The 23,475-nt window shown below is 69.2% G+C and carries 22 protein-coding genes and 1 pseudogene; 15 read left to right on the top strand and 8 right to left on the bottom strand.

The genetic code is table 11. The annotated features are described in order from the left end of the window. Positions 1-447: 447 nt before the first annotated feature. Positions 448-1,350 carry a TauD/TfdA dioxygenase family protein gene (locus ACIBI9_RS18280; protein WP_397223281.1) on the bottom strand — a complete coding sequence of 301 codons (903 nt, stop codon included), beginning with the start codon at positions 1,348-1,350 and terminating at the stop codon, positions 448-450. 366 nt (positions 1,351-1,716) lie between these two features. Between ACIBI9_RS18280 and ACIBI9_RS18285 the strand changes: the two genes are divergently transcribed. Further along, positions 1,717-1,956, top strand: coding sequence for a transposase (locus ACIBI9_RS18285; protein WP_397223282.1), 240 nt, complete (start codon positions 1,717-1,719; stop codon positions 1,954-1,956). A 29-nt stretch (positions 1,957-1,985) separates the two neighbouring features. Here the strand turns inward: ACIBI9_RS18285 and ACIBI9_RS18290 are convergent, their stop codons facing one another. The 3 genes from ACIBI9_RS18290 to ACIBI9_RS18300 all read right to left on the bottom strand — a co-directional run bounded on the left by ACIBI9_RS18290 (position 1,986) and on the right by ACIBI9_RS18300 (position 4,206). Beyond that, entirely contained in the window at positions 1,986-2,810 is an 825-nt protein-coding gene (locus ACIBI9_RS18290; RefSeq protein WP_397223283.1) for a GNAT family N-acetyltransferase, read from the bottom strand. A 252-nt stretch (positions 2,811-3,062) separates the two neighbouring features. Continuing rightward, positions 3,063-3,443 (bottom strand): VOC family protein, encoded by a 381-nt coding sequence (locus tag ACIBI9_RS18295; protein ID WP_397223284.1) that lies wholly within the window; start codon positions 3,441-3,443, stop codon positions 3,063-3,065. Positions 3,444-3,909: 466 nt separating this feature from the next. Continuing rightward, positions 3,910-4,206 carry a hypothetical protein gene (locus ACIBI9_RS18300; protein ID WP_397223285.1) on the bottom strand — a complete coding sequence of 99 codons (297 nt, stop codon included), beginning with the start codon at positions 4,204-4,206 and terminating at the stop codon, positions 3,910-3,912. Between the two features lie 160 nt (positions 4,207-4,366). Here ACIBI9_RS18300 and ACIBI9_RS18305 point away from each other — a divergent pair, with 160 nt between their 5' ends. After that, entirely contained in the window at positions 4,367-4,882 is a 516-nt protein-coding gene (locus ACIBI9_RS18305; RefSeq protein ID WP_397223286.1) for a GNAT family N-acetyltransferase, read from the top strand. Positions 4,883-5,389: 507 nt separating this feature from the next. Here ACIBI9_RS18305 and ACIBI9_RS18310 read toward each other — a convergent pair. Continuing rightward, positions 5,390-5,872 carry an ATP-binding protein gene (locus ACIBI9_RS18310; RefSeq protein ID WP_397223287.1) on the bottom strand — a complete coding sequence of 161 codons (483 nt, stop codon included), beginning with the start codon at positions 5,870-5,872 and terminating at the stop codon, positions 5,390-5,392. A 426-nt stretch (positions 5,873-6,298) separates the two neighbouring features. On the opposite strand from ACIBI9_RS18310, the pseudogene ACIBI9_RS18315 reads away from it, so the two are divergent. From ACIBI9_RS18315 to ACIBI9_RS18345, 7 genes and pseudogenes are all read left to right on the top strand, one after another. After that, positions 6,299-7,090: pseudogene (locus ACIBI9_RS18315) on the top strand (helix-turn-helix transcriptional regulator). Further along, positions 7,078-7,284: a DUF397 domain-containing protein gene (locus ACIBI9_RS18320; protein ID WP_397223288.1), complete on the top strand. Its 207-nt coding sequence runs from the start codon at positions 7,078-7,080 to the stop codon at positions 7,282-7,284. The pseudogene ACIBI9_RS18315 and the gene ACIBI9_RS18320 overlap by 13 nt, the downstream one beginning before the upstream one ends. 1,005 nt (positions 7,285-8,289) lie before the next feature. After that, positions 8,290-9,306, top strand: coding sequence for a macro domain-containing protein (locus tag ACIBI9_RS18325; protein WP_397223289.1), 1,017 nt, complete (start codon positions 8,290-8,292; stop codon positions 9,304-9,306). Positions 9,307-9,344: 38 nt separating this feature from the next. Further along, positions 9,345-10,691, top strand: coding sequence for a hypothetical protein (locus ACIBI9_RS18330; protein ID WP_397223290.1), 1,347 nt, complete (start codon positions 9,345-9,347; stop codon positions 10,689-10,691). Beyond that, positions 10,688-11,638 carry an ARPP-1 family domain-containing protein gene (locus tag ACIBI9_RS18335; protein ID WP_397223291.1) on the top strand — a complete coding sequence of 317 codons (951 nt, stop codon included), beginning with the start codon at positions 10,688-10,690 and terminating at the stop codon, positions 11,636-11,638. The genes ACIBI9_RS18330 and ACIBI9_RS18335 overlap by 4 nt, the downstream gene beginning before the upstream one ends. A gap of 234 nt (positions 11,639-11,872) precedes the next feature. Then, positions 11,873-14,761 (top strand): M36 family metallopeptidase, encoded by a 2,889-nt coding sequence (locus ACIBI9_RS18340; protein WP_397223292.1) that lies wholly within the window; start codon positions 11,873-11,875, stop codon positions 14,759-14,761. A 124-nt stretch (positions 14,762-14,885) separates the two neighbouring features. Then, complete coding sequence (locus ACIBI9_RS18345) at positions 14,886-16,136, top strand: amidohydrolase family protein (protein WP_397223293.1); 1,251 nt, start codon at positions 14,886-14,888, stop codon at positions 16,134-16,136. A 283-nt stretch (positions 16,137-16,419) separates the two neighbouring features. Here the strand turns inward: ACIBI9_RS18345 and ACIBI9_RS18350 are convergent, their stop codons facing one another. Next, complete coding sequence (locus ACIBI9_RS18350) at positions 16,420-17,190, bottom strand: SDR family NAD(P)-dependent oxidoreductase (protein ID WP_397223294.1); 771 nt, start codon at positions 17,188-17,190, stop codon at positions 16,420-16,422. Positions 17,191-17,244: 54 nt separating this feature from the next. Between ACIBI9_RS18350 and ACIBI9_RS18355 the strand changes: the two genes are divergently transcribed. Together ACIBI9_RS18355 and ACIBI9_RS18360 are read left to right on the top strand one after the other, a co-directional pair. Continuing rightward, positions 17,245-17,598: an ArsR/SmtB family transcription factor gene (locus ACIBI9_RS18355; protein WP_397223296.1), complete on the top strand. Its 354-nt coding sequence runs from the start codon at positions 17,245-17,247 to the stop codon at positions 17,596-17,598. 177 nt (positions 17,599-17,775) lie between these two features. After that, the gene (locus tag ACIBI9_RS18360) at positions 17,776-19,017 is read left to right on the top strand and encodes a low temperature requirement protein A (protein WP_397223297.1); all 1,242 of its coding nucleotides are present in this window, start codon (positions 17,776-17,778) and stop codon (positions 19,015-19,017) included. An 11-nt stretch (positions 19,018-19,028) separates the two neighbouring features. Here the strand turns inward: ACIBI9_RS18360 and ACIBI9_RS18365 are convergent, their stop codons facing one another. Together ACIBI9_RS18365 and ACIBI9_RS18370 are read right to left on the bottom strand one after the other, a co-directional pair. Next, positions 19,029-19,919, bottom strand: coding sequence for an RNA polymerase sigma-70 factor (locus ACIBI9_RS18365; protein ID WP_397223298.1), 891 nt, complete (start codon positions 19,917-19,919; stop codon positions 19,029-19,031). Between the two features lie 87 nt (positions 19,920-20,006). Further along, the gene (locus ACIBI9_RS18370) at positions 20,007-21,416 is read right to left on the bottom strand and encodes an aldehyde dehydrogenase family protein (protein ID WP_397223299.1); all 1,410 of its coding nucleotides are present in this window, start codon (positions 21,414-21,416) and stop codon (positions 20,007-20,009) included. A 138-nt stretch (positions 21,417-21,554) separates the two neighbouring features. Between ACIBI9_RS18370 and ACIBI9_RS18375 the strand changes: the two genes are divergently transcribed. From ACIBI9_RS18375 to ACIBI9_RS18390, 4 genes are all read left to right on the top strand, one after another. Further along, positions 21,555-22,385 (top strand): helix-turn-helix transcriptional regulator, encoded by an 831-nt coding sequence (locus ACIBI9_RS18375; RefSeq protein ID WP_397223301.1) that lies wholly within the window; start codon positions 21,555-21,557, stop codon positions 22,383-22,385. Between the two features lie 104 nt (positions 22,386-22,489). Then, positions 22,490-23,026: an SDR family oxidoreductase gene (locus ACIBI9_RS18380; RefSeq protein ID WP_397223302.1), complete on the top strand. Its 537-nt coding sequence runs from the start codon at positions 22,490-22,492 to the stop codon at positions 23,024-23,026. Positions 23,027-23,051: 25 nt separating this feature from the next. Further along, complete coding sequence (locus tag ACIBI9_RS18385) at positions 23,052-23,285, top strand: hypothetical protein (RefSeq protein WP_397223303.1); 234 nt, start codon at positions 23,052-23,054, stop codon at positions 23,283-23,285. A 35-nt stretch (positions 23,286-23,320) separates the two neighbouring features. Then, on the top strand, positions 23,321-23,475 hold a 155-nt coding region (locus ACIBI9_RS18390; RefSeq protein WP_397223318.1), incomplete at its 3' end, for a ferritin-like domain-containing protein.

The raw sequence follows: 23,475 nt of genomic DNA on the forward strand, positions 1-23,475 counted from the left end.
CCGGTAGAGGAAGGCGCCGGAGGCACCGGACGACCGCGGCAACCGTGATAGCGTCCCCGGCGCCATCAAGACGCCGGATCGCCTCGCGAGCTTGGTCAATGAGCCGTGCTCGGCGCTGTTGCTCGGCAGCGCGCAGGTAGCGCGTGTTGTCGGGCATCATGACCGCGCCTCCAACTCTTCGATGGTGTCGATCACGCGGGTCAGGCTGATTTCGACGCGCTGGTTCATCTCCACCAGTCGCTGGTTGCCACAGGCCTGGCCAGCGGCGCCCCCGAGAGCGTTCCCGGTCCTCCCTGATCTCGAAGTCCATCGCATTCCCTCATCTGGGGTGTTGCGACAACCGCTGGAAGAGAAGCACCGCCGGGCGGCCGTTCCAGTTCCACGGGTGGGCATGCGAATGGCCCTGGCCACGTCATTGGGGCCAGGGCCACACACAAGGAGCAGAGGTCAGGCGGCGATCGGGGAGTAGGCGGCCGCGTCGCCCTTCAGCACGACGCTGGGCCGGCCGTCCACGCCCACCGGAACGTCACCGGCGATCGTGACCCGGTGCAGTCGCCTCGGACGGTTGCCGAAGTCGTGCACCACCCGATGCTGCGTCGCCCGGTTGTCCCAGATGGCGACGTCGCCGGGTGCCCAGCGCCAGCGCACCGTGTTCTCGACCTCGGTGACGTGCTCCTGGATCAGGCGGATGAGCGAGGCGGACGTGTGCGCCGACAGCCCCACCAGCCGCTTGGCGAAGTCCCCGAGCAGGATCGAACGCTCGCCGGTCTCCGGGTGCACCCGCACCACGGGGTGCTCGGTCTCGAACACCGTGGACGCGAACACCTCGGCGCGTTCCCGCGCCCGATCGGGATCGTCGGAGGTGGCGATGCGGACGTAGTCGTGCTGGTTGGTGTGTACGGCCCGCAGCCGGTCGAGCAGGTCCCGCAGCTCGGCGGGCAGGTGCTCGTACGCGGCCACGGTGTTGGTCCACAGCGTGTCGCCGCCGGCGGCCGGAACGTTGACGGCCCGCAGCACCGACGCCAGCGGCGGCCGGTCCACGAACGTCACATCCGTGTGCCAGCGATCCACCTTCTGGCCGTCGGTGTAGTCGAGGTCGAGGACGTGGTCGTTCCCGTCGAGCGAGGGAACGGTCGGGTGCGCGGCGGTCGGTTCGCCGAGCAGCCGGGCGAAGGCCACCTGGCTCCGCTCGTCGAGATGGTCCTGTCCGCGGAAGAAGACCACCTTGTGGCCGAGCAGCGCCAGGCGGATCTCCGCGACGACGTCGGCGGGCAGATCGCCGCCGAGCCGTACGCCGGAGATCTCGGCGCCTATCCGGCCGGCGACAGGGACGATGGACAGGGATGACATGGGATTTTTCCTTCCGTTAGAGGATTTGCCTGCGGTCGGAAGGACGGACAGAGCGCGCTGGCCACGCGGCAGAAGTCCACGTGACCCCGGATTGTCAGAGCCGTGGTCGTCACGCCATCAAACGTAGATCGCCCAGCCTCTATAGTCAACTGAATTGGTAGGTAATAAGGGTTTTCGTGCGCACCAGAGCACGCTGAGAAGATCCAGCAGATCCTCGTTGGCGAGACGAAGGCCGCCATCCGCGCTGGGCGGTGTCAGCGGTGGATGTGCTTCACGTTGGGCGTGGCCGTGTAGTTCCCGATCGGCATCATGCTCAACTTGCTCTTGCCCTGGGGGCGTGTATCGAAAGTGGCTCCCGGGCGTGGGATGATCTCGGCTCGTGGCACGTGGAGATCTGGCGGATCCACAGTGGGCCGACTGGAGCTACTGCTGCCCAGGGGCAAGAAGCCTGGCCGGCCGTCGATATGGACCAGGCGAAAGCTGATCGATGGCATACGGTGGCGGACCCGGGCCGGGACGCCGTGGCGGGATGTCCCCGAGCGGTACGGGCCGTGGGGCTGGTTGTACGACCTGTTCCGACGCCGGCAACGGGACGGTTGGCTGTGACCAGGATCGTTGTGAACAGTTCGGGGTGTTCAGGGGTTGAGGGCGTGTTCAGTGAACTGGCCGCAGGAGCGGAATCCCAGGCGGCGGTAGACGGGCTCGCCGTCGGTGGACGCCTGCAGGACCGCGATGTGGTGGTTTCGGTCGCGGGCCGTGTGGAGTGCGGCGAGTGTGATGGCACCGCCGTAGCCGCGTCGGCGGTGGGCGGCCAGGGTGCAGATGTTGTAGATCCCGGCAACCCCCGCGTGATGGAACACTTCGGCCGAGCAGACCGGACGGCCGTCCACGTAGCCGACCAGGTAACGGGCCGGACAGCGCGCGGCCAGGGCCTGTGGGGCGGCCTGGGTGAAGAAGCGGCGGACGGTGTCGGCGGGCGGGGTCCAGTTCGCGGCGACAACCGCGGCGTAGTCGGCGAGCTGTTCGGGCGTGGCCACCGTCTGGATGTCCAGTCCGGGGGCGGCGGGCAGCGGCAGGGTGTGGTCCAGCTCGGCCCACATCGCCGTTTCGCGTTCGGATGCCGGCAGACCAGCCGCCGTCAGGCGGGCGGTGAGGTCCGGTGGCCTGGAGGCGGGTCCCACCCACCAGGAGAAGCGGCGGCCGGTGCGAGCCAGTGTCCGGGCGGTCTCGGTGATGCGTGCCGCAGCGGTGGTGACGGTGAAGCGGGCCGCGGCAACGATGTTGAAAGTGTCGTCGTCCAGACTGCTGTCGGCGACCAGGAGGTCATCAGTCTCTGTAACGGTCGCACCGCTCATGCTCCGATGCAGGTGACAGGCATGTTCCGCCAGATTCTGCTCCATCCTGTCCGCCAAGTCGGCGTCATTGAGAAAATGGACATTCATAATGAATGATCCCAACATGACTGGGCGCAGGTTGCACGTGATTCGGATCGCTCGCCGATGTTGTCACGTCGGCGACCAAGCACATTCGACACACGCCCTAATCGTGAGACCCGATACGGCAATCCGATCTTCCGGATTTGTCGGCATGCCCGCGTCGGCGTGTTCCGGGTAGGGCCCCGGCACAGTCGCATGCTCTTGGGTGATGTTCCAGAAGGGGCAAGCCGTAGATCGGGCGCTCTGTCCTGATCTGACTAGGAAAGATGGCTCTGTTCAGTCCAGCCGTTCGTTGACCTCGATCAAGTGACCGTCGGGGTCGCAGACGAACGCGCGTATTTCGCCGCCCCATTCGGGCGTTGTCGGCTCTGTCAGCAGTTCCACACCGGATGCGGTGAGTTCGGCGCAAGCGCGCCGGCAGTCGGGCACCTGCACAACCACGATCGCGTTCACCGTGCTGCCATCGGGAGAGGGAGCGGCAAGCGCGACAGAAGGCCGGTCCGGCGGTGCGCCGCCCTGCACGGCAACGTGCAGCACCGTATTCTCACCGGCGACCAGTCGCGCGTACGTCGGCCACTGCACCTCGGGTGTGAAGCCGAGCCGCTCGTAGAAGGCCACGCTACGCGCCACGTCGTGGACCGCGATGAGCGGTGCCACACCAGTAACCTGCATCCCACGAGACTACTCGGCGGCGGCAAACCCATCGCCATCCGAACCGGACCGATTCCCTGGGCGGCACATTCCTGTCCATCCCGGTAACCCTGACGTTGGAGTACGCGCACCCGCACGAGCTCCCGTCGTCCAGCCCTTCTTCATTGTCGGTGCTACGGGTCAAGGAGCCCCCGGGTCGCGGGCGACGACCTCGGGCGGCGACGCCGGCGGCCACGATGGCGTGGCCGGCGCACTCGATGATGGCGACCAACCGGACCTGTGGAAAGGCGGTCTCATACCGCCCGCAGCACTCCGGCAAGGTGTCGTTGACGGCTTGAGTGTCCGTTTCCGGCGGGAGGGAGTGGCACGGCGAGGTCGGTGACGTCCCTGCACGCGAAGCAGGCACAACCTTCGGGATCATGAGGTTCTCGACGCCTAATGATCATCCGGGAAGGCCGTGCCTGCCCTGGCATCAGCGCCGATCGGCGCTGCCTTCGGCCACCTCGCCACCCAGACGCCAGACCCCCTCGGCCGCCGCCTCGACCGCGGCCAGGTGCTGCTTGATCCTTCGCGCCGGGTCGAGCTTCGGCGACGAGACGAGCAGGAGCCGCGTGGCCCCCTTGGACGCCTCGCGCATGCCGTCCGGCTTGTCGTAGTCGCCCCGCCGTACCCGGACGCCCTGCGGGGCCCGGTCGACCGGCGTGCGGTCGGGCCTGCTCAGGGCCAGGGGCACCATCCCCGGCGGGCGCGGGACCGCGGGATCCCGCACGACGGCCACCACACCGGGCCGAGCGATGACCAGACGGCCGAGCCCCCACCCACCCCGGTCACTGGCCTGCGGGCCCACCCACCCCGATCGCCCGGCTTGCGAGCCACCCGCCGACCCCCGGTCGCCGGCCTGTGGGCGGGCCTCTGGGATACTCCCGCGCATGAGAACGGACGGGGGGTGGCGGGGGTTCGCGACGCACGGGATCGGGTCGGACCACCCGATGACGTGGACGCTGCGTCGCGCGGAGCCGGAAGACGTCGAGACGATCGCGGAGCTGCGCGCGGCGGTCATGCGCCCGGACCTGCAGCGGCTGGGCCGCTACGACGAGCACCGGGTCCGGCAGCGGTTCCGGGACGCCTTCTCCCCGGACTACACGTCGATCATCGAGGCAGGCGGCGACTTCGCAGGCTGCGTGACATTACGGCCAGGCGAGGACGCGTGGTGGTTCGAGCACTTCTACATCGCCCAAAAACTCCAGGGCCACGGCCTCGGCTCGGCCGTGCTGCGCGAACTGCTGGAGCGGGCCGACGCCGAAGGTGTGACCGTCCGGCTGAACGTCCTGCAGGGGAGCGCCGCGCAACGGCTGTACGAACGCCACGGGTTCACCGTGGAGACCGAGGACCCGGTCGATGTCTTCATGGTGCGGCAACCGGTGGTAAGCATGTCAGGGAGCTGAAGGCCATCCGACGCTGACGTCTGTCAGTACTGGCCCAGAAACAGCAGCGGACCCGCGTGTGATCCCAGCGCCCCATCCGCAGAGGCGACCACGAGGTGCGGCCCAGGGCTTGGACGGCCTCGTCCGCATAGCCTGACCTGCGGTCTCTCAAAGCGGGACGAGACACATAAGCCGGCCTCGCCCGTCAGGACCAACGCCCACATGCGTTCAGCCACCTTCCGGCGCCACGGGCCGGCGTAGTCCTCCCGCGGGGTGTGGTCTGGACCGTGCGCCGGATCCGGTAGTCGCCGCCAGAGGCCAGAAACTCGTAAACGACCATGCGGCATGAGCACGTGTATTCAAGAGTCCGGCTATGGGTCGGCTTATCCACGGTCCACTCGAGGAACGACGTCGGGCCATCAGGCCTGAGCGGCGAGTGAGGGGCGAGACCGGGACACGGCCACATGTCCATCTTCACGCTGAGGGAGTCAGCCATTCCCCTCTCGTCGGCCACGGCCTCAACGTCCGTCATCCACCGCTCCCAGTTCCCTCTCTGAGCTCCAGCACGGCCCAGACGACCTTTCCGCCCGTCTTCAGCCAGCGGTAACCCCACTGTGCCGCTGTCATCTCGACGACCTGTAGCCCACGACCGCCTACTTCCGACACGTCAGGATGACCAACCCTCGGCGGCTCACGACTCGGATCCCATACCTCCACGACCACGCCGTCGAGCCTGCGGTGAAGGCCGACCCGTACGTGCCGATCCCATCCGGCGAACATCCCGAGCGTCTCGACTTCTTCTTCCCGAACGATTTCATTCGGTTGGACGGCTTTTATGCCATTGGTGACAAGCTCACTGGTGACGAGTTGGGCATCGTTGATCAGCTCTTCGCACCCCCACTCCGCCAGCACTCGCATCACGTGTTTACGCGCGATCGAGACGGACATCGGAAAGGCCGGTAGCTCTATGCATTTATGCTGATTCGCCCTTGTCTCTGCCATGCTGCTCATGTCGTGGCCTTGAAGACGGTCCTGCGGACACGCGCCGACATGGATCGATTGCTGTCATATCTCCTGGCCATAACCGCGTTCCTCTCCGCTACGTGATCAGGGTCTGGATGCGCCACCAGTAAGACGTCTCCCTGGACTGAGCCGTATGCGCCCACGTCGCTGACCACCTCCGCATCGGGCTCAGGTATCTGTTCGCCGCACGCGACGGAAGCCGCGTCTTGCGTGGTTGCGTGCAACCTAAGCATGGGCAATATTTGCGACCAGCAGAGCCGCCACCTGGCGAAACCGAACGACAAAAGAAGACGCAAGTCCTGTATTGTCTGTCACAAATCTGTCGCTCTATCGCTGAGTACTGCGACGCCCCTGGTCGTGGATGGGTGGCACGACGATCGGAGAATGGGAGTGGACACCAACACCAACGATCAGATGTCCCCACGGGCACGCTTCGCCTCCGACTTTGAGCATTATCGAAAGAAAGTGAAACTCTCTCAAATATCACTAAGTGTCCGGATGCGATGTCACACTTCCCTCATCAGCCACGTCGAAAGGGGGCGACGAACGCCAACACTTGAGTTCGCAGAGGCGGCTGATCGAGCCTTCGAGCTTGACGGCCACTTCGTCCACCTGTACCGGCAAATCTCCCGGTCGCCCACCCTGGGCTGGTTTGCACGCTGGGTGGAGGAGATAGAGCCTCAGGCGGTCATCCTCCAATCATGGGATCCACTATTGGTCCCAGGGCTGCTCCAAACCCCGGAGTACGCATGAGCCATCTTTTCCACGACATCCCCTCCCGACCTTGTGGAGGAGCGAGTTCAGGCGCGAACGCGACGCATGCAGATCTTCGGCGGGCCGACCCCTCCGGCGTTCCTGGCCCTGATTGACGAGAGCGTGCTCGACCGTCCTATCGGAGGACCGACAGTTCTCGTGAATCAGCTTGTCTACCTGCAAAAACTGTCGCAGCACCCGCGAATCACCATCCAACTGGTGCCTGTCGCGGCCGGGTGCGTGGTCGGCATGATCAGCGCATTCGCGCTCGCCCGTCTACGCGACGGCACCGAGGTGGTGTCGGCAGACTCGATCCTGTCGGGCCACGTCACCGGTGATCACGATGCAGTAGCGCAACTCAAGGTGAGATATGACAACATCAGAGCGGACGCACACCCACAAACAGTCTCACAACAGGCAATAGGGGATGCGATAAGGAAATGGTCGAAGTGAACCTGGATCAAGCGGAGTGGCGTAAGGCGACCGCCAGTGGCGATACCGGCCAGTGCGTCGAAGTGGCAACCAACCTGCCGAATGTCGTAGCCGTACGTGACAGCAAGAACCCGACTGGCCCTGCATTGGTCTTCACCCACGATGAGTGGAAGGCATTCCTCCACGGCGCCACCAACGGCGAGTTCAACGTCTGATCATCGAGAAGCCCTCGCAGGTTCCATCGCTTGTTACGCGGGGCGCGTCACCGGGCGTAGCCGGCGGCTCTGCCCGCCGGTTGCGACCAGTGGTTCAGCGCCGCGCAGAGCTTATTGGCCGTCACTTGGCACACCCCATATGAGCTCAATGCGGGCGGCGGCGCTTCAAGTCCCGCACCTCCTGACCGTCAATCTTGTGGGGCCACGCCACTACACCCTCGGTGCTGGCGTTCTGCACCCAAAGGTACAGGCGCGGTTGATTTCCTTCATAGTCGGTGTCCTTGGCGTACGGCAGTTGGACGCTTGATGCTGAAGTCCCTGATGTAGGGGATGTTCATCGCCGATATAGCGGCGTCCACGCCGAGAGGTTCGAACGTTCAGATGCACGGGCCCACCGATGGCGCTCGTGGGCTGACCTGGCTCGATGCCGACATCCAGCCGAGTCGCGCGGTCCGGCCGCGTCGGCGGGATTGGCGGCTTGTACAGAAACGAAGAGATGACGCCCATTTAGGGCAGAGCCCAGAGTGCGATCCAGGCGCCACTTAACACCCAACCGAGGATCCCCTCGGAAGGGCATCGTGATCTCCTGGCTCCTAATGCGGTGCGCCTTGCAGCGAACGGGTGACCGAGTAACGGGCGATCAATATCGCCCCGGTTGACAAATGCGCGATGCTCGATCGGTCGACCTGGACCGGAAGGCACCCGGTCCGGGGTGGGCATCAGGCGGCCCACCGCATCGCAGGTCAACGGGTGGGCCACGATGGCGCCGTTCAGGCGCGGGTGCGCCGCCAGGCGCGCCCCTTGAAGGACAGTCCGAGCGGAGCGAGGGCCTTTGGGGTCGGGGTGGGTGTCAGCAGGCCCACCACCCAGTCGGGCAACGGGCGGGTGCTGCTCGGCCCACCTACCCAACCAACTTACGCGTGACGTATTAGCCTGATAATCGCGTCCCGCGTTTTTCCGATGGGAGGGCGAATGAAGGCCGATCCCGTTGTTCTGCTTACGGCGGTGTTCAGTCTCGTTCTCGGGCTCGGTGCCTTCGCCTGGCAGTGGCGTTCGCCGGACGGTGGAAACGAGCGGGTGCACATGATCTCCTGGACCCTGCTCGCCCTCTTTCCCGTCACGCTCCTGTTCTCATTCTTCCCGCAGAGCCAATTCTCCGCCGAGATCAAGGGTGCCACCATGACGGGCGCCGTCGGGCTGTGGGCGTTCATCTGGTGGTACGGGCTGCGTTCCCTGCGCACCGCGGGCCGGGCCGACGAATACCGGAAGGAGATCCGCGCGCTGCGCGAGCAGATCGACGCGCACGCCAAGATGCGGCAGCCGCAGCCCATCGAGGAGACGCGCACGTACGAGTACACGGTTCACGGCCGGCCCTCCCGGCGGCTCGTGCTCATCACCGGCGACCTGCGCAACGTCAAGGACGTCGACGTCTGGGTGAACTCCGAGAACACCGACATGCAGATGTCCAGGTTCCACGAGCGGTCGATCTCCGCCGTCATCCGGTACGAGGGCGCGCGGCGCGATCCCCTGACCGAGCGGGTGGTCGAGGACTGCGTGGCCGACGAGCTCGGCCGGCGGGTGGGCGCCAACGTGCCCGTGGAGCCGGGGACCGCCATCGTGACCGGGGCCCACCAGCTCGCCGAGCGCAACGGCGTCATGGGCGTCGTGCACGCCGCCGCCGTCCACGGGGCCGCGGGCGTCGGCTACCGCCGGGTGGACAATCTCGGCACGTGCGTGCGCAACGTGTTCCTGAGGGCGGAGGAGATCGCCGACGGCGGGCGGCGGGCGGGCTCGATCGTGTTTCCCATCTTCGGGACCGGCGAGGCGGCGGCCGACGTCGAGTCCACGGTCCAGAGCATGCTGACGGCCATTGTCGCCCACCTGACCGACGGCCGCCCCCGGCACGTCGAAACCGTCTATTTACTCGCCTACACCGACGCGGAATTGGCGGTCTGCGAAAAAGCACTTGACGCGTCCGCGCATATCTCTCCGGCCGGGAAGAAACGTACCCGCCAAAAATAGGTGTCGCCCGTCGGACCGGATTCCTTAATCTCGATGACGTGGACACCCCGACTCTTCTCCAGCATTTCAGGACGCACGACGCCCCTTTGGTCCTGTCCAGGGGCGGCGATCTGGCCTGGGACGACGCGGAGCTCCACCGCAGTGCCCGGCTGAGCGACCCCGAGGGATACGCACTGCTGGCGCTGGTGCCCGGTGTGCTCCCCTGGCAGCGGGCCCGCGTGCTGCTGTGCACGCTGGCCGCCTCGCAGGACGGCCTGGACGAGCGCACCCGCGAGATCCTGGCCAAGGTCACGCGGGCGCTCATGTTCGGCCTGCCACCGGCGTACGCCGTCACCGCGCTCCTGGCGCTGCGGCGGGTGCGCGCCAACCACAAGCACACCACGCGGGCCGTCGTCGCGTTCGTGCTGGAGCACCCGGAGGCCGACGCGCTCATCGAGGCCCGCCGGTCCGCGCTGGTCGACTGCTTCGAGCACGCGCTCGGCAAGGCGACCGCCCGCGGGTGCGCCCGTCTGATCGCGGAGGGCGACACCGGCTCCGGCCGGCTGCGCAGGAGCCTGCTGCGCTTCACCTCCGACCCGGCCGCGGCGATCGAGCGGGTGCGCGCGCTCTACGCGCCCGGCACGTACGGTGCGGTGGCCCCGCAGGAGCCGCCGGCGCCGCTCGACCAGGTCGGGGAGCGCCCGCCGATCGTGACGCCGACCAACCGGGGCGACATCGCCGCGACGCTGGTGCACCTCTACCAGGGCGGACCGGCCGCCGAGCTGCGCCCCGCGCTGGCGGGCTACGTGGCCGAGGCGACGCGCGGGCTGCCGCGCCTGGCCGGCCACGTGGCCGTGGTGCTCGACACGTCGGGCTCCATGCGAGGGTACGGCGACCGCGAGTGGGCGGTCATGTCGCAGGCGGCGGCGCTGAAGCTGGTCCTGGCTGAGGTCTGCGAACGTCTCACGACGGTCGAGAGCGCCGAGGTCCGCGAACGTCTCACGACGGTCGAGAGCGCCGAGGTCCGCGAACGTCTCACGACGGTCGAGAGCGCCGAAGGCGCGACTGACCTGGCGACCCGGCTGCTGGACGCCCTGGACACCCGTCCCGACCTGGTGGTGATCGTGACCGACGGCTACGAGAACGTCATGCCGGGCGACCTGGCCAGGGTCGTGGCCACGCTGCCCCGCGCGGGCGTCACCACCCCGGTGGTGCTCTGCCAGGCCACGTTCACCGCCGGCGACGACCTGACCCTGCGCGACCCGGCGCCGCGGCTGCCGCGCCGGCCGTTCTGGCATCAGGACGACTTCGCCGGGCTGCTGCCGTGGCTGTTCGGCCACTGCGCGCCCGGCCGTGACTGGATCCGTACGGCCATGCTGAGCCGACTGGAAGGAGGACGCACATGACCGCACTCGAGACGCTCCTGCCCGCGCCGCTCGACCTGCGCGGTTACCGCGCGGGCACGCCGCAGCGGGCCGGAGCGCTGACCATGGTGCCGATCTGGGGCCCCGAGCGGCCCGGCATCGTCCCGCCCCGCTCCGGGCTGAAGCTCAAGCGGGTCGTCGGGTACGGCCAGGTCGAGCTGCTCAACGGCGCCCGCGAGGGCGTGGCGATCGTGCCGCTGCACATCGGCTACATCCAGGACGCCGCCCAGAACCACGCCCTGTGCTCCGCGGCGCTGCTGGGCGCCGGGCAGACCAGGCGGTTCGACGACGCCTGCTGCGTCCAGGCCGCCCAGGGCGGCTACCTGGAGGGCCGCGACCAGTGGTTCTTCGTGCTGCCGGTCGAGCTGCGGGCCAAGGCGCTGGAGCTGCGCGGGCGCCACGACTACGCCAAGCTGTGGCCGGACATCTCCGAGCTCAACGCCGCCTGCGGGCTGCCGTCGCGCGGCCACCTGGAGCAGATCCTGTCGCGCAAGCGGGCGACGCTGACCCAGTTCCAGAGCCGCCTGGAGCTGTTGCCGGGCCAGCTCGGCGCGATGTTCTTCGTGGGCGGCAGGTTCGCGGGGCTGGAGCTGGCGCCCGACCCGGTGTACTTCGCCGAGGTGTGGATGGCGCTGGTCTGCTTCGCGTACGGGGTCGCCGCCTGGCGGGCCGAGCCCGAGCGGGCTCGCGCGGAGCCGTACGACGCCGGCAGCCTGGCCGAGCTGCGCGCGGAGCTGGCGCGCGACCGGGCCGCGCGTCAGGCCGAGGTGGCCTCCTGGCTGCCCGCGCCCGCCGGTGACGTGCGCACGGTCGAGGAGGAGCGCTACCTCGACCTGCGGCTGTCCACCGTGACCGGCGACGGGCTGGCCGGCCAGGTGGTCACCGAGCACGGGCGGCCGGTGTACGCGTCGCTGTTCGCGAGCCGGTAAATCCGGTTGCGGCCGCTCCAGGACGACAGGTTGAATGATCAGTGCGGGAACTGCGCCGGGCGCGGCGGGCTCAACCCCTCATGCCATGTAAGGGCGTCGTTTCGAGAACGGCTCTATGGTCCGTCGAGGCGCCGGCCACCGGTCCCGCACTGAGATCTTGCCAGCCCTCTGACTGGGTGTTACCTCTTGCGGGATGCGTGCAATCCGCGCATCCCTGAGACGCAGGAGGGAACCGTGTCCTGGTTACGCAGCGCACTCGTTGCCGTCGCGCTCGTCGCGTCGGCCCTACCCCTCGCAGGGCCCGCCCAGGGCGAACCCGGCGGGCAGGCCCCCATCCATGACTTCCAGGCCGAAGAGCACGGCAAGCCGGACGTGGACAACCGGCAGGGCCGGGTCGCCCCGCCCGCCGGACTGAACGCCCGCAGTGCCGGGGCGGCGGCCGAGATCCGCTGGAACGCTCTCGGCACTCCGGCGGCCGTCACCAGCGCCGAACCGCTGGCCGAAGGACTCGGGTCCGATCCCGAGCAGGCCGCCCGCACGTACCTCAAGAACAACCCCGCCGTCTTCGGCCTGTCCGCGCAGGCGGTGGACGCGCTGGAGCGGGTCGCGGTCAACCCCGTCGGCGCGGGTCACGCCGTACTGCTGCGCCAGCGCTTCGGCGACCTGCCGGCCGGCGTGGACGGCCTCGTCGCGGTCGGCGTGGTGAACGGCCAGATCAGGCACGTCACCTCCTCGCTGTCCCGCGAGACGGAGGCGCCCCCGGCCGCGACGATCACCGCGCAGCAGGCGCTGGAGATCGCGGCCAGGGACGGCGGCGTCGACCTGGCCACGGCGACCACGAAGCAGGCCACGCCGGTGGCGGTGCCCGCTCCCGACGGGGTGCACAGCGCGTACCAGGTGGTCCTGATCGGCGGCTCGCGCGGCGAGGCGGCGGGGTACACGACGCACGTGGACGCGGTCAGCGGCGCCATCCTCGTACGGGAGAACCTGGTCGACCACTTCGACCCCGACAATCCGCGCTGGGACGCCTTCCCGGCGAACCCGCGCGACGACTATTCCTCCCGCGACACCCGCCAGACGTGGTGCTTCGCGGCGGGTCCCGGCTGCGACTACGTGACCGGCGGTGACCCGGCGACCGGCAAGGCGTGGGACGTCGACCACGCCACGGACGCCTCGACGAACACCAGCGCCGGCAACTCGACCAGGACGACCGAGAACCGGGCGAGCGGTGACCCGTTCACCGTCGGGACCCGCACCAACGTGCTCACCCCGAGCAGGAACTACCTCTTCCCCTGGAAGAACACCTGGCACGAGTCGAAGTGCGACCCGGCGGTGTTCGACCAGGACGGCGAGAACGACCTGGAAGCCGCCATCGCCAACCTGAACGCGATGCACAACCGCATGCACGACTGGTCGTACCGGCTCGGCTTCACCGAGACGGCCTGGAACATGCAGGCGGACAACGGCGCTCGCGGCGGCCTGGGCGGCGACCCCGAGCAGGGGAACGCGCAGGCGGGCGCGCGGGTGCTGTCCGTGCGCGACAACGCCAACCAGATCACCGGCCCTGACGGGATCGCGCCGATCACGAACATGTACCTGTGGCAGCCGATCGCCGGCTCGTTCTACTCGCCCTGCGTGGACGGCGACTACGACATGTCCGTCATCGGCCACGAATACACGCACGCGATCTCCGGCCGCATGATCGGCGGCCCGAACGCCGGCTGGAGCGGCGCCCAGGCCGGGGCCATGAACGAGAGCACCTCCGACCTGTTCGCGATGGAGCACCTCTTCGAGTACGGCTTCCGCCCGTCGGGCCTGACCCCGTACGTGACCGGCGGCTACGTGACCGGGGACAAGGAACGCGGCATCAGGAACTACGACATGTCCAAGTCGCCGCTGAACTACAGCGACGTCGCGTACGACATCGTCGGCCAGCAGGTGCACGCGGACGGCGAGATCTGGTCGGCGACCCAGTTCGACGTGCGCGCGGCGTTCGTCAAGCGGTACGGCGACGGCACGGCCAGGCAGCAGCGGGCCTGCGCGGACGGGCAGACGCCGGTCGAGCGGTGCCCGGGCAACCGGCGCTGGGCGCAGCTGTCGTTCGACGCCCTGCTGCTGATGGCCTCGGGCGCGGTCAGCTACGTCGACCACCGCGACGCGCTGCTCGCGGCCGACGCGATGCGGTTCGGCGGCAAGAACCAGGACATCATGTGGCGCGCGTTCGCCGAGCACGGCCTGGGCAAGGGCGCGGCCAGCAACGGCCCGAACGACGCCGACCCGACGCCGAGCTTCGTCAACCCCGCGGGCAAGAACGGCTCGCTGCAGCTCAAGCCGCTGGGTGAGGCGAAGGACGCGGCGCTGCGGCTGTACGTGGGCGACTACGAGGGCCGCGCCGTCCCGGTCGCCGACACCGACCCGGCGACGCCGCTGGGCGACACGGTGGAGATGACGCCCGGCGTGTACTCGTTCATCGTGGCGGGCAACGGGTTCGGGCACACTCGGCTGAAGTTCGTGGTGGTGGGCGGCGTGCAGCTGCCGCTCCCGCTGCCGCTGACCCGCAACCTCGCCTCGGCGGCGGGCGGCGCGACGGCCACGGGCGACGGCGTCAACCAGGCCAAGCTGATCGACGAGACCGAGGCCACGAACTGGGCCTCGCTCACCGGCGCGCCCGCCGGCAAGTCGGTCGTCGTGGACCTGGCGGGCGACGCGCCGGTCAAGGTCCGCCGCGTGCAGGTGAGCGCCATGCTGCGGCCCAACGTCAACGACGCGGCCGACCCGGGCGGGCAGAACCGCTTCTCCAGCCTGCGCTCGTTCGAGGTGCTGGCCTGCAGCTCGGGCTGCACCGACCCGGCGAACTTCACGAAGATCTACACCAGCCCCTCGGACGCCTTCAAGTCGGGGCTGCCGCGTCCCCGGGGCGCCAACATGATCTTCAAGTCGTTCGACGTGCGGGCCACCAGTGCCACGCATCTGATGTTCCGGGCGCTCAGCACGCAGTGCACCGGCAACCCGCTGTACGCCGGTGAGCAGGACCAGGATCCGAGCTCCGCGACGGACTGCGCCACGGCCAGCCCGCAGCGGGAGCAGGTGAGGGCGGCCGAGTTCCAGGCGTTCTCGCACTGAGGTCGTGATTCTGTACGGCCCGCGTCCTCGGGGCGCGGGCCGTTCGCGTGCTTGCTCTGCTGTAGTTCGAGGTCGTACTATTCGGTTCAAAGTTAGTTAGATGTCGAATTATCTGGGGAGAAGTATGCGTACCCTGATCCGTGGCGTCCGGGTCTTCGACGGCGAGCGGACCGTGCCTGCTGCTGACGTGGTGATCGACGGCGAACGCATCGGCGCGGTCGCCGGACTCGTGGACGCCGAGATCGACGGCGACCGTATCCGTGCGGCCGGCGGCCCCGTGGACGTCGAGATCGACGGCACTGGGAATACCCTGCTGCCCGGCCTGATCGACGCGCACACGCACGCCTTCGAGGGCGACCTGGCCGAGGCGCTGACGTTCGGCGTCACCACCGAGCTCGACATGAACAACCTGCCGCCGCTCCTCGCCGCCCAGCGCCGGCAGGCCGCCGAACGCGACGACGTGGCCGACATCCGCAGCTCCAGCATGATCGCCACCGCCCCTCACGGGCACCCGACCCAGATCATGACCGCGGACCTGCTCAAGGCCCTCGGCACGGACCGCGCCCTCGACACGGTGGCCGACTCGGGCGAGGCCAAGGCGTTCGTGGAGGCGCGGCTGGCCGAGGGCGTCGACTACCTCAAGATCGCCATCGACGACGGCGGGTCGTCCGGGATGCGGCTGCCCGCCCTCAGCCCCGAGCTCGCCGCCGTCCTGGTCGAGGCCGGGCATGCCGCCGGCCTGCGGGTCATCGCGCACACGGTCACCGCCAGGGAGGCGATCGTCGCCCTGGACGCCGGCGCCGACGGGCTCGCGCACCTGTACTCCGACGTGAACGAGGAGCAGGCCGAGGAGACGGCGGCCAGGATCGCCTCGTACGACGCGTTCGTGATCAGCACGATCACCTACATCGAGGCCGTCACCGGCGACCCGAACGGCCAGGAGCTGCTGCGGGACCCGCGGATCGCCGCGCGCATGTCGGACCGCTCGAAGGCCACGTTCGGCCGGGAGTGGGCGGACATCCCCATGCACTCCCAGGGCGTCATGAACGCCTCGCACGCGGCCGCGGCCCTGCGGCGGGCGGGGGTGCCGGTGCTGGCGGGCACGGACTGCACCCCGTTCGGGCCGGTGCATGGGGCGGGGCTCCACCACGAGCTGCTCCTGCTGACGGAGGCGGGCTGGACGGCGGAGCAGGCGCTGGCGGCGGCCACCGGCACCACGGCCCGCCTCTTCGGCCTCGCCGACCGGGGCCGCATCGCCCCTGGCCTCCGGGCCGACCTGCTGCTCGTGAACGGCGACCCGACCACGGACATCACGGCTACGCGAGCCATCGAGGAGGTGTGGCGAGGCGGCGTACGGCGCAGGTGGGCCGACTGACGCCCACCCGTTGACCGGCGAGGCGGTGGGCCGACTGACGCCCACCCTGCCAAAGGAGCAGCCCCGGCCGGTTGACCGCGTAACTGATCGATCGGTCGTTACCCGATCGGCCCCACGATGCTTCCGGCATTCAGGAGATGGCCTGCCGCGGCGAGCGTGGGGATGACGAAAGGCCAGCCGATTCGATCATGGGTCCTGTATGAGCCCCGTAGACGATCGCTATGCCGGTGAGGAGGCTCACGTGCACGCCGGATTGCCGTACCACGGCGGCCCGTTTGGCGGGTCAGCCGCTCGTCAACTCCAAGCCACCGTCGATGGTGAGGATCTGCCCCGTAATCCAGTTGGCGGCCGGCCCGGCGAGGTGCACGATCCAGGCGGCCACCTCCTCGGGAGTGCCGCGCCGGCCGAGCGGGATACGGGCTGCCTCCTCGCGCTTGATCTGCTCGACAACGGCGTCAGACAGACCGGCGGCGGTCAGGGCCTCGCTTTCGGTGGGGCCGGGAGCCAGGGCGTTGACGCGGATGCCGTCGGTGGCCAGCTCCAGCGCCCAACTGCGGGTCAACTGCTCCAGCGCGGCCTTGGTGGCGGCGTAGTGGGCGGCGCCCGGCAGGGGGCAGTGGCCGTACGTGCTGGAGATGTTGATGATCGTGCCGCGGCTGGTGCGCAGGTGCGGCAGCGCGGCGTGGGCGAGCAGGCTGGGTGCGGTGACGTTGAGGGCCAGCAGGTCGGCGATGCGCGCGGCGTCGGTGTCGGCCAGCGGCATGACGGCGGTGGCGCCGGCGTTGTTGACCAGGACGTCCAGGCGGTCCCAGCGGTCGACGGCCGCCTCGACGACGGCCTGTGGCGCGCCGGCGGAGGTGATGTCGGCGGGCAGGGCGGTGATGCCCGGATGGTGGGCGGCGGTCTGGTGCAGGGCTTCGGCGCGGCGGCCGACGCCGAGCACGTGCGCTCCGGCGCGGGCGAGGGCGATCGCGATGGCACGGCCGATCCCGGATCCGGCTCCGGTCACTATCGCGACGTGGTCCTGCAGGTGACTGGCGGGTGGGACGGTCACGTCACCCTCCTTTGTTCGTTGTTCGTGAAACATCGAACAAGCTACCATGACGGAATGAGGCAAGTGCGGCACCCCGAAGTGGGCGAGATCGGGCTGACCGAGGTGATGGCCGCGCTCAGCGATCCGATCCGGGTAGGCCTGGTACGGGTGCTGGCCGACGGCCGGGAGCGCGGGTGGGGTGAGTTGCAGGCGCCGGTGGCCAAGTCGACGCTCAGCCACCATCTACGGGTGCTGCGCGATGCCGGGCTGACCCGCACCCGTCAGGAGGGCACCCGCTGCTTCGTGACCTTGCGCGCGCAGGATCTGCAGGCTCGCTTCCCCGGGCTCCTGCAGGTGGTGCTGACCGCGGCCGAGGATGAGGAAATCGGACATCAGGTGAGCCTGAAGGACGGTCAGCAGCGCCTCTGACCAGGTGAGCGAGCCAACGGCAGGCCGTTGAGGTCGATGTCGCTGGTGTTCGGTTGCCGGCTCAGACAGGACAGCCTTGCGATCTGTGACAGCTTCTGATGCCGTGTTGTCACAGACCGGGGTGTCGCCCTGTCTTACAGACGGACCGGACGTTTGCGGAGCGACAGGAGCGAGACCTTGGCACCCATCGGCACCACCATCCGAATTCGGGTCCGGATGAGCGCCCGCCCCATCGACGAGCCGCACCGCGCTTCGAGCCAGCTCGAGCTGCTGTTCGACCTCACCTTCGTGGTCGCGGTCGCCGTCGTCACCGCCCAGCTTGCGCACAACATCGCCGACGGTCACGGTCTCGCCGCAGTGGTCCCGTTCCTGCAGGTGTTCTTCGCGATCTGGTGGGCGTGGATGAACTTCACCTGGTTCGCCTCGTCCTACGACACCGACGATGTCGCCTACCGGCTGCTGACCATGGTGCAGATGGCCGGCGTGCTGACCCTCGCCGCCGGCGTGCCCGCCGCGTTCAGTCATTCCGACTACGGGATCATCACCCTGGGCTACGTCATCATGAGGATCGGGCTCGTCGCCCAATGGCTGCGAGCCGGTCTCGAGGACCCGGCCCGCCGCCGCACCGCGCTGCGCTACGCCGCCGGCATCAGCCTCGTGACGACGGGCTGGGCGCTCCGTTACGTGCTCGCGGAGACGGGCGTCCTGCCCGCCTTCCTCGGGCTGCCGGTCCTCCTCTTCCTGGACGTACTGGAACTCGCCGTGCCGCGGTGGGCGGAACGGGCCAGGCCCACCACCTGGCACCCGCACCACATCGCCGAGCGCTACGGCCTGTTCACGATCATTCTGCTCGGTGAGAGCGTGCTGGCCGCGAGCAGGGGAGTCGAGGGAGCGCTCGAAGCGGGCGAGATCAGGGCGACCTTCGTCGTCATCGCCGGTTGCGGGCTCGTCCTGCTGTTCGCCCTTTGGTGGCTGTACTTCCTCATCGAGGCGGGGGAGGGGCTCAGCGACCGCCGGCATCGCTCGTACCTGTGGGGGTACGGCCACTACGGCATCTTCGCGGCACTGGCGGCCCTCGGCGCGGGGTTGGAGGTGGCGGTGGAGCAGAGCGGGCACGCGGTCGCGGCATCGCCGCAGGCACTCGGCTACGCGGTCGCCATCCCGGTCGGTGTGTATCTCGCTCTGCTGTGGGCGGCGCACGCGCTGGTCGCCGCCGAGCCCGTCATCTATCCCGCCGCGGTGCTGGGCTGCGTCGCCGCCGTCCTGCTGTTGCCGCTCGCGGCGCCCTGGATCGGCGTGGCCGCCGTGGTCGCGACGATCACGGCCATCTGCGTGCTGCTGGTCGCCGTCACGATCACGACCGCGGCCATCGGGACGCGTCGTCAGGGCCCGCGGCTCGCCACCACCGGCGAGTCGTGACCTTCCACGGCTCACACTGCGGTGATCTTGGCGGGGTTCATCATCCACAGCACCTGGTCGATGCCCTGGTCCGAGGCGCTGACGGTGAGAACCGTGAACACCTGTCCGTCGCGGCTCAGCAGCGCGGAGGTCTGGCCGTTCGTGCTCGCCCAGGCCACGTCCACACCGGCCCAGAACCGGCTCGCGAACGCCCGTACGTACTTCGCCACCCGCGGCGCGCCCACCACGGGGAACCGGGAGGCGCGTACGGCGCCGCCGCCGTCGGAGTAGCTGATCACGTCCGCGGCGAAGAGCTCTTCCAGCGCGGTCATGTCGCCGGAGCGGGCGGCGGCGACGAAGGCGATCAGCAGCCTGCGTTGTTCGGTTCTGGTCACGGGGGTGCGGCGTTCGACGAGCACGCGTTTGCGGGCTCTGCTGACCAGCTGGCGTACGGCGGGTTCGTTGAGTTCGATGATGTCGGCGATCTGCCGGTAGGGGTAGTCGAACGCCTCGCGCAGCACGTATGCGGCGCGTTCGGTGGGGGAGAGGCGTTCCAGGAGCAGCAGGACGGCGAATTCCAGGGCCTCGCCGCGTTCGGCGCCGAGGTAGGGGTCGGCGCCGGTGTCGACGGGTTCGGGCAGCCAGGGGCCGATGTAGGTCTCGCGGCGTACGCGGGCGGACTGTGTGGCGTTGATCGCCAGCCGGGTGGTCGTGGTGGCCAGGAACGCGGCGGGGTCGTTCACGGTGGCGCGGTCGTAGGCCTGCCAGCGCAGCCAGACGTCCTGCACCAGGTCCTCGGCCTCGGTGGCGCTGGCCAGCATCCGGTAGGCGATCCCGAACAGCCGCGGTCGCACACCGGCGAACACCGCCGCCGCCTGCTGGAGATCCTCCGGATCGCCCGGCCCGGGATCCGCCACTGCCATCGCCCCCCTCGACTGTCACCTGCCGCCTACCCCTTGAGCAGTGCGGACAGCCCGGCGGCAGGTGACAGTTCCGGGAGATCTCCGCGGTCAGCTCTGGATGGACTTGGTCTCGAGATACTCCTCGAGACCGTGGCGGCCGAACTCGCGGCCGTTGCCCGACTGCTTGTACCCGCCGAACGGCGCGAGCACGTTCCAGCCGGCGCCGTTGACGTCCACCTGGCCGGTACGCAGCCGGCGGGCGATCGTCATCGCGCGATCGGGGCTGCCGAACACTGCGCCGGTGAGCCCGTACGTCGTGCTGTTGGCGATCTCCACGGCCTGATCGTCGCCAGTGTACGGGATGATGGTCAGGACGGGGCCGAAGATCTCCTCCTGGGCGATCACGGCGTCCGGCGCGACGTCGGCGAAGATCGTCGGCCGTACGTACGCGCCTGCCTCCAGCCCGTCGGGCCGGCCCGGACCGCCGAAGACCAGCCGGGCGCCGTCGGCGACGCCCCGCTCGATGTAGCCGTTCACCCGTCGCCGGTGCTGCTCGGAGGCCATCGGGCCGATGCCGGTGGCCTCGTCCGTCGGATCGCCGACGACGTACGCGCCGGCGGCGGCCACCGCCAGTTCCACCGCCTCCTCCTGCCGCGACGCCGGCACCAGCATCCGCGGCCACGCACCGCAGACCTGGCCGCCGTTGGTGAGGACCATGGCGATGCCATGAGCGACCGCCTCGGCGAAGTCGGCGTCGTCGAGGATGATGTTCGCCGACTTGCCGCCGAGCTCGAGCGTGACGCGCTTGATGGTCTCCGAGGCCGCGGCGGAGACCTGCCGGCCCGCACGGGTGGAGCCGGTGAACGAGACCATGTCGATGCCGGGATGCGCCGCGATGGCCACACCGACGGTCGGGCCGGTGCCGTGGACGACGTTGAACACCCCGGCGGGCAGCCCCGCCTCGGCCGCGACCTCGGCCAGGATCGGCGCCGTCAGCGGCGCGATCTCCGACGGCTTGAAGACCATGGTGTTGCCTGCCAGCAGGGCGGGCGCCATCTTGGAGACGATCTGCTGGAGGGGGAAGTTCCAGGGCGTGATGGCGCCCACGACGCCGATCGGTTCGCGTACCACCAGCGAGTCGCCGATCTGCTCCGTCCACTCGTAACCGGCGCCGAGCTCGGCGAAGGACGCGGCCACCGCGACCGGGAAGGCCGCCTGCGCGGCGCGGGACAGCGTGATGGGCGCGCCCATCTCGGCGGTGATCGTGGTGGCGATCTCCTCGGCTCGGCCGCGCAGTCCTTCCGCGATGCGCCCTACGACATGCGCGCGTTCGGACGGGTCGGTGGCGGCCCAGCCGGGGAAGGCCGCCTGCGCCGCGGCGACGGCCTGGTCGAGGTCGGCGGTGGTGCCGTCCGGCACCTGGGCGATGACCTCGCCGGTGGCCGGGTTCACCACGTCGATCAGGTGAGCGGATCCGGCGACGCTCCGGCCGCCGATCCAGTGGGTTGTCTTGCTCATGGGACGACCGTGGCAGCGGGGCTCCCGGGGAGGAATGTCGTCTCTATCCAGGGATCAGCAGAACATGGATACGGGGGGACGGGGCCCCGATACTCGAGGATGCCGGCGGCCGGCAGCGCGCGAAGGAGGACGATCATCGTGGACCGGGCCCGACTCGCCGAGTTCCTGCGAAGCCGCAGGGAGGCGTTGCAGCCGGAAGACGTGGGGCTGCCTCGTGGCGGGCGGCGGCGTACGGGTGGGCTGCGGCGCGAGGAGGTCGCCGTGCTGTCCGACATGTCGGTCGACTACTACAGCCGGCTGGAGCAGCGGCGGGGGCCGCACCCGTCGGAGCAGATGCTCGCCGCCATCGCCGGCGGCCTGCGGCTGTCCCTGGAGGAACGTGATCATCTGTTCCGGCTCGGGGGTTATGCCGTCCCGCAGCGGACTCTGCGGGCCGACCACATCAATCCCGGCATGATGCGCATCTTCGACGGCCTGGAGGACGCCGCCGCCCAGGTCGTGAACTACCTCGGAGAGACGCTGAAGCAGACCCGGCTGTCGAGGGCGCTGATCGGCGACGAGAGCCTCCGTACCGGGATGGCCCGCAGCGTCCTCTACCGGTGGTTCGCCGACCCTGCCGCGCGGTCGATCTTTCCCGAGGACGACCATCCGCCGCACAGCAGGCTCATCGCCGCGCACCTGCACGAGCTCTACACGCGCGACCGTACGGACCCGCGCGTGACGGCGATCGTCGACGCGCTGCTCGCCGGGAGCGCCGAGTTCGCCGCGATGTGGCGCGAGCAACCGATCACGGGCCTGTACTGCCCGCCCAAACGCATCCAGCACCCGGAGCTGGGCCTGCTCGAACTGGACTGCCAGAGGCTGATCGATCCCGATCAGACCCAGATGCTCGTCGTGTACACCGCGCCATCGGGCAGCGAGAGCCATGACAAGCTCCGCCTGCTGTCCGTCATCGGCGTCCAGCACTGACAGCGAGGAATTTCGGCGGCGACTGTCACAAGCCCGAAGGCTGCCCTGTCTTAGCTGACGACCGGTTGGCACACGGGTGCCCCGGCGGGCAGAGAGGGTGCGCCATGAAGGCCGCGGTGATGGAGTTCTTCGAGACCGCCGAGGCGGCGGCCGGGGTCGGTCACCACGTCGCGCTGTCGGTGGTGGGGACGGAGCGGATGCCGGACAACGGCTACTTCGCGGCGAAGATCGTGCAGGAGCAGTTGATCGAGAAGTCGGGGATCCCGTTCTCGCTGGTGCACGCGACGCAGTTCTTCGAGTTCGTGCGCGCCATCGCCGACGCGGCCACCGACGGTGACACGGTGCGGATCGCGCCGGTGCAGTTCCAGCCCATCGCGGGTGAGGAGGTCGCCCAGGCGGTCGGCCGGGTCGCGGTGGGGCAGCCGCTGAACGGCCGGGTCGAGGTGGGCGGCCCCGAGAACGTCCGGATGGACGAGTTCTTCCGCGACGCCCTGGCCGCCTGGGGAGACGCGCGCACGGTGGTCAGCAATCCGCAGGCGCGCTACTACGGCAGCGTGCCGGGCGAGCGGACGCTGGTGCCGGGCGAGGGCGCGGTCCTCGGCACGATCCGCCACCGCGACTGGGCCACCGCCGGCAAGTAGCGCGCCCCGAGCAACGCATGGAGGAATGATGAGCGCTCCCAACGGCGAGGACGACTTTCTGTACGAGCTCCAGATCGAGGTCGAGGCCGAGGTGACCCTGGTGGAGTCGAGCCATCCGGAGGAGGTCGCCGAACTGCCGGTCACCGACTGGCTGTTCGACCCGACGGACGCCGAGCGCGAGCAGATCGCCCTGCGGGGCCTGCTCGACGCGGTCGAGACGCTGGAGGACGGCTCCCGGCCCGGCGATCACGTCGCGTGAAACGCCCCCCTTCCGACAACCGAGACAGGACACCGATGAAACACCTGGAACCACAGCGAACACGGATCGACACCCTCGACAGCCTCCGCGAACATCTGCAGTGGGCGATCGAGCTGGAACACGCGACCCTGCCGCCGTACCTGTGCGCGCTGTACTCGCTCGACCCCGAGCGGAACCCCGAAGCCGTCGA

The organism is Nonomuraea sp. NPDC050451 (assembly GCF_044458585.1).

What these genes read in the sequence shown, in the direction of transcription:
- ACIBI9_RS18370 (WP_397223299.1), bottom strand. Translation starts at nt 21,416, where the DNA reads ATGAGCAAGACAACCCACTGGATCGGCGGCCGGAGCGTCGCCGGATCC.
- ACIBI9_RS18345 (WP_397223293.1), top strand. Translation starts at nt 14,886, where the DNA reads ATGCGTACCCTGATCCGTGGCGTCCGGGTCTTCGACGGCGAGCGGACC.
- ACIBI9_RS18355 (WP_397223296.1), top strand. Translation starts at nt 17,245, where the DNA reads ATGAGGCAAGTGCGGCACCCCGAAGTGGGCGAGATCGGGCTGACCGAG.
- ACIBI9_RS18290 (WP_397223283.1), bottom strand. Translation starts at nt 2,810, where the DNA reads ATGTTGGGATCATTCATTATGAATGTCCATTTTCTCAATGACGCCGAC.
- ACIBI9_RS18280 (WP_397223281.1), bottom strand. Translation starts at nt 1,350, where the DNA reads ATGTCATCCCTGTCCATCGTCCCTGTCGCCGGCCGGATAGGCGCCGAG.
- ACIBI9_RS18385 (WP_397223303.1), top strand. Translation starts at nt 23,052, where the DNA reads ATGATGAGCGCTCCCAACGGCGAGGACGACTTTCTGTACGAGCTCCAG.
- ACIBI9_RS18365 (WP_397223298.1), bottom strand. Translation starts at nt 19,919, where the DNA reads ATGGCAGTGGCGGATCCCGGGCCGGGCGATCCGGAGGATCTCCAGCAG.
- ACIBI9_RS18305 (WP_397223286.1), top strand. Translation starts at nt 4,367, where the DNA reads ATGAGAACGGACGGGGGGTGGCGGGGGTTCGCGACGCACGGGATCGGG.
- ACIBI9_RS18335 (WP_397223291.1), top strand. Translation starts at nt 10,688, where the DNA reads ATGACCGCACTCGAGACGCTCCTGCCCGCGCCGCTCGACCTGCGCGGT.
- ACIBI9_RS18310 (WP_397223287.1), bottom strand. Translation starts at nt 5,872, where the DNA reads ATGAGCAGCATGGCAGAGACAAGGGCGAATCAGCATAAATGCATAGAG.
- ACIBI9_RS18285 (WP_397223282.1), top strand. Translation starts at nt 1,717, where the DNA reads ATGATCTCGGCTCGTGGCACGTGGAGATCTGGCGGATCCACAGTGGGC.
- ACIBI9_RS18320 (WP_397223288.1), top strand. Translation starts at nt 7,078, where the DNA reads ATGGTCGAAGTGAACCTGGATCAAGCGGAGTGGCGTAAGGCGACCGCC.
- ACIBI9_RS18380 (WP_397223302.1), top strand. Translation starts at nt 22,490, where the DNA reads ATGAAGGCCGCGGTGATGGAGTTCTTCGAGACCGCCGAGGCGGCGGCC.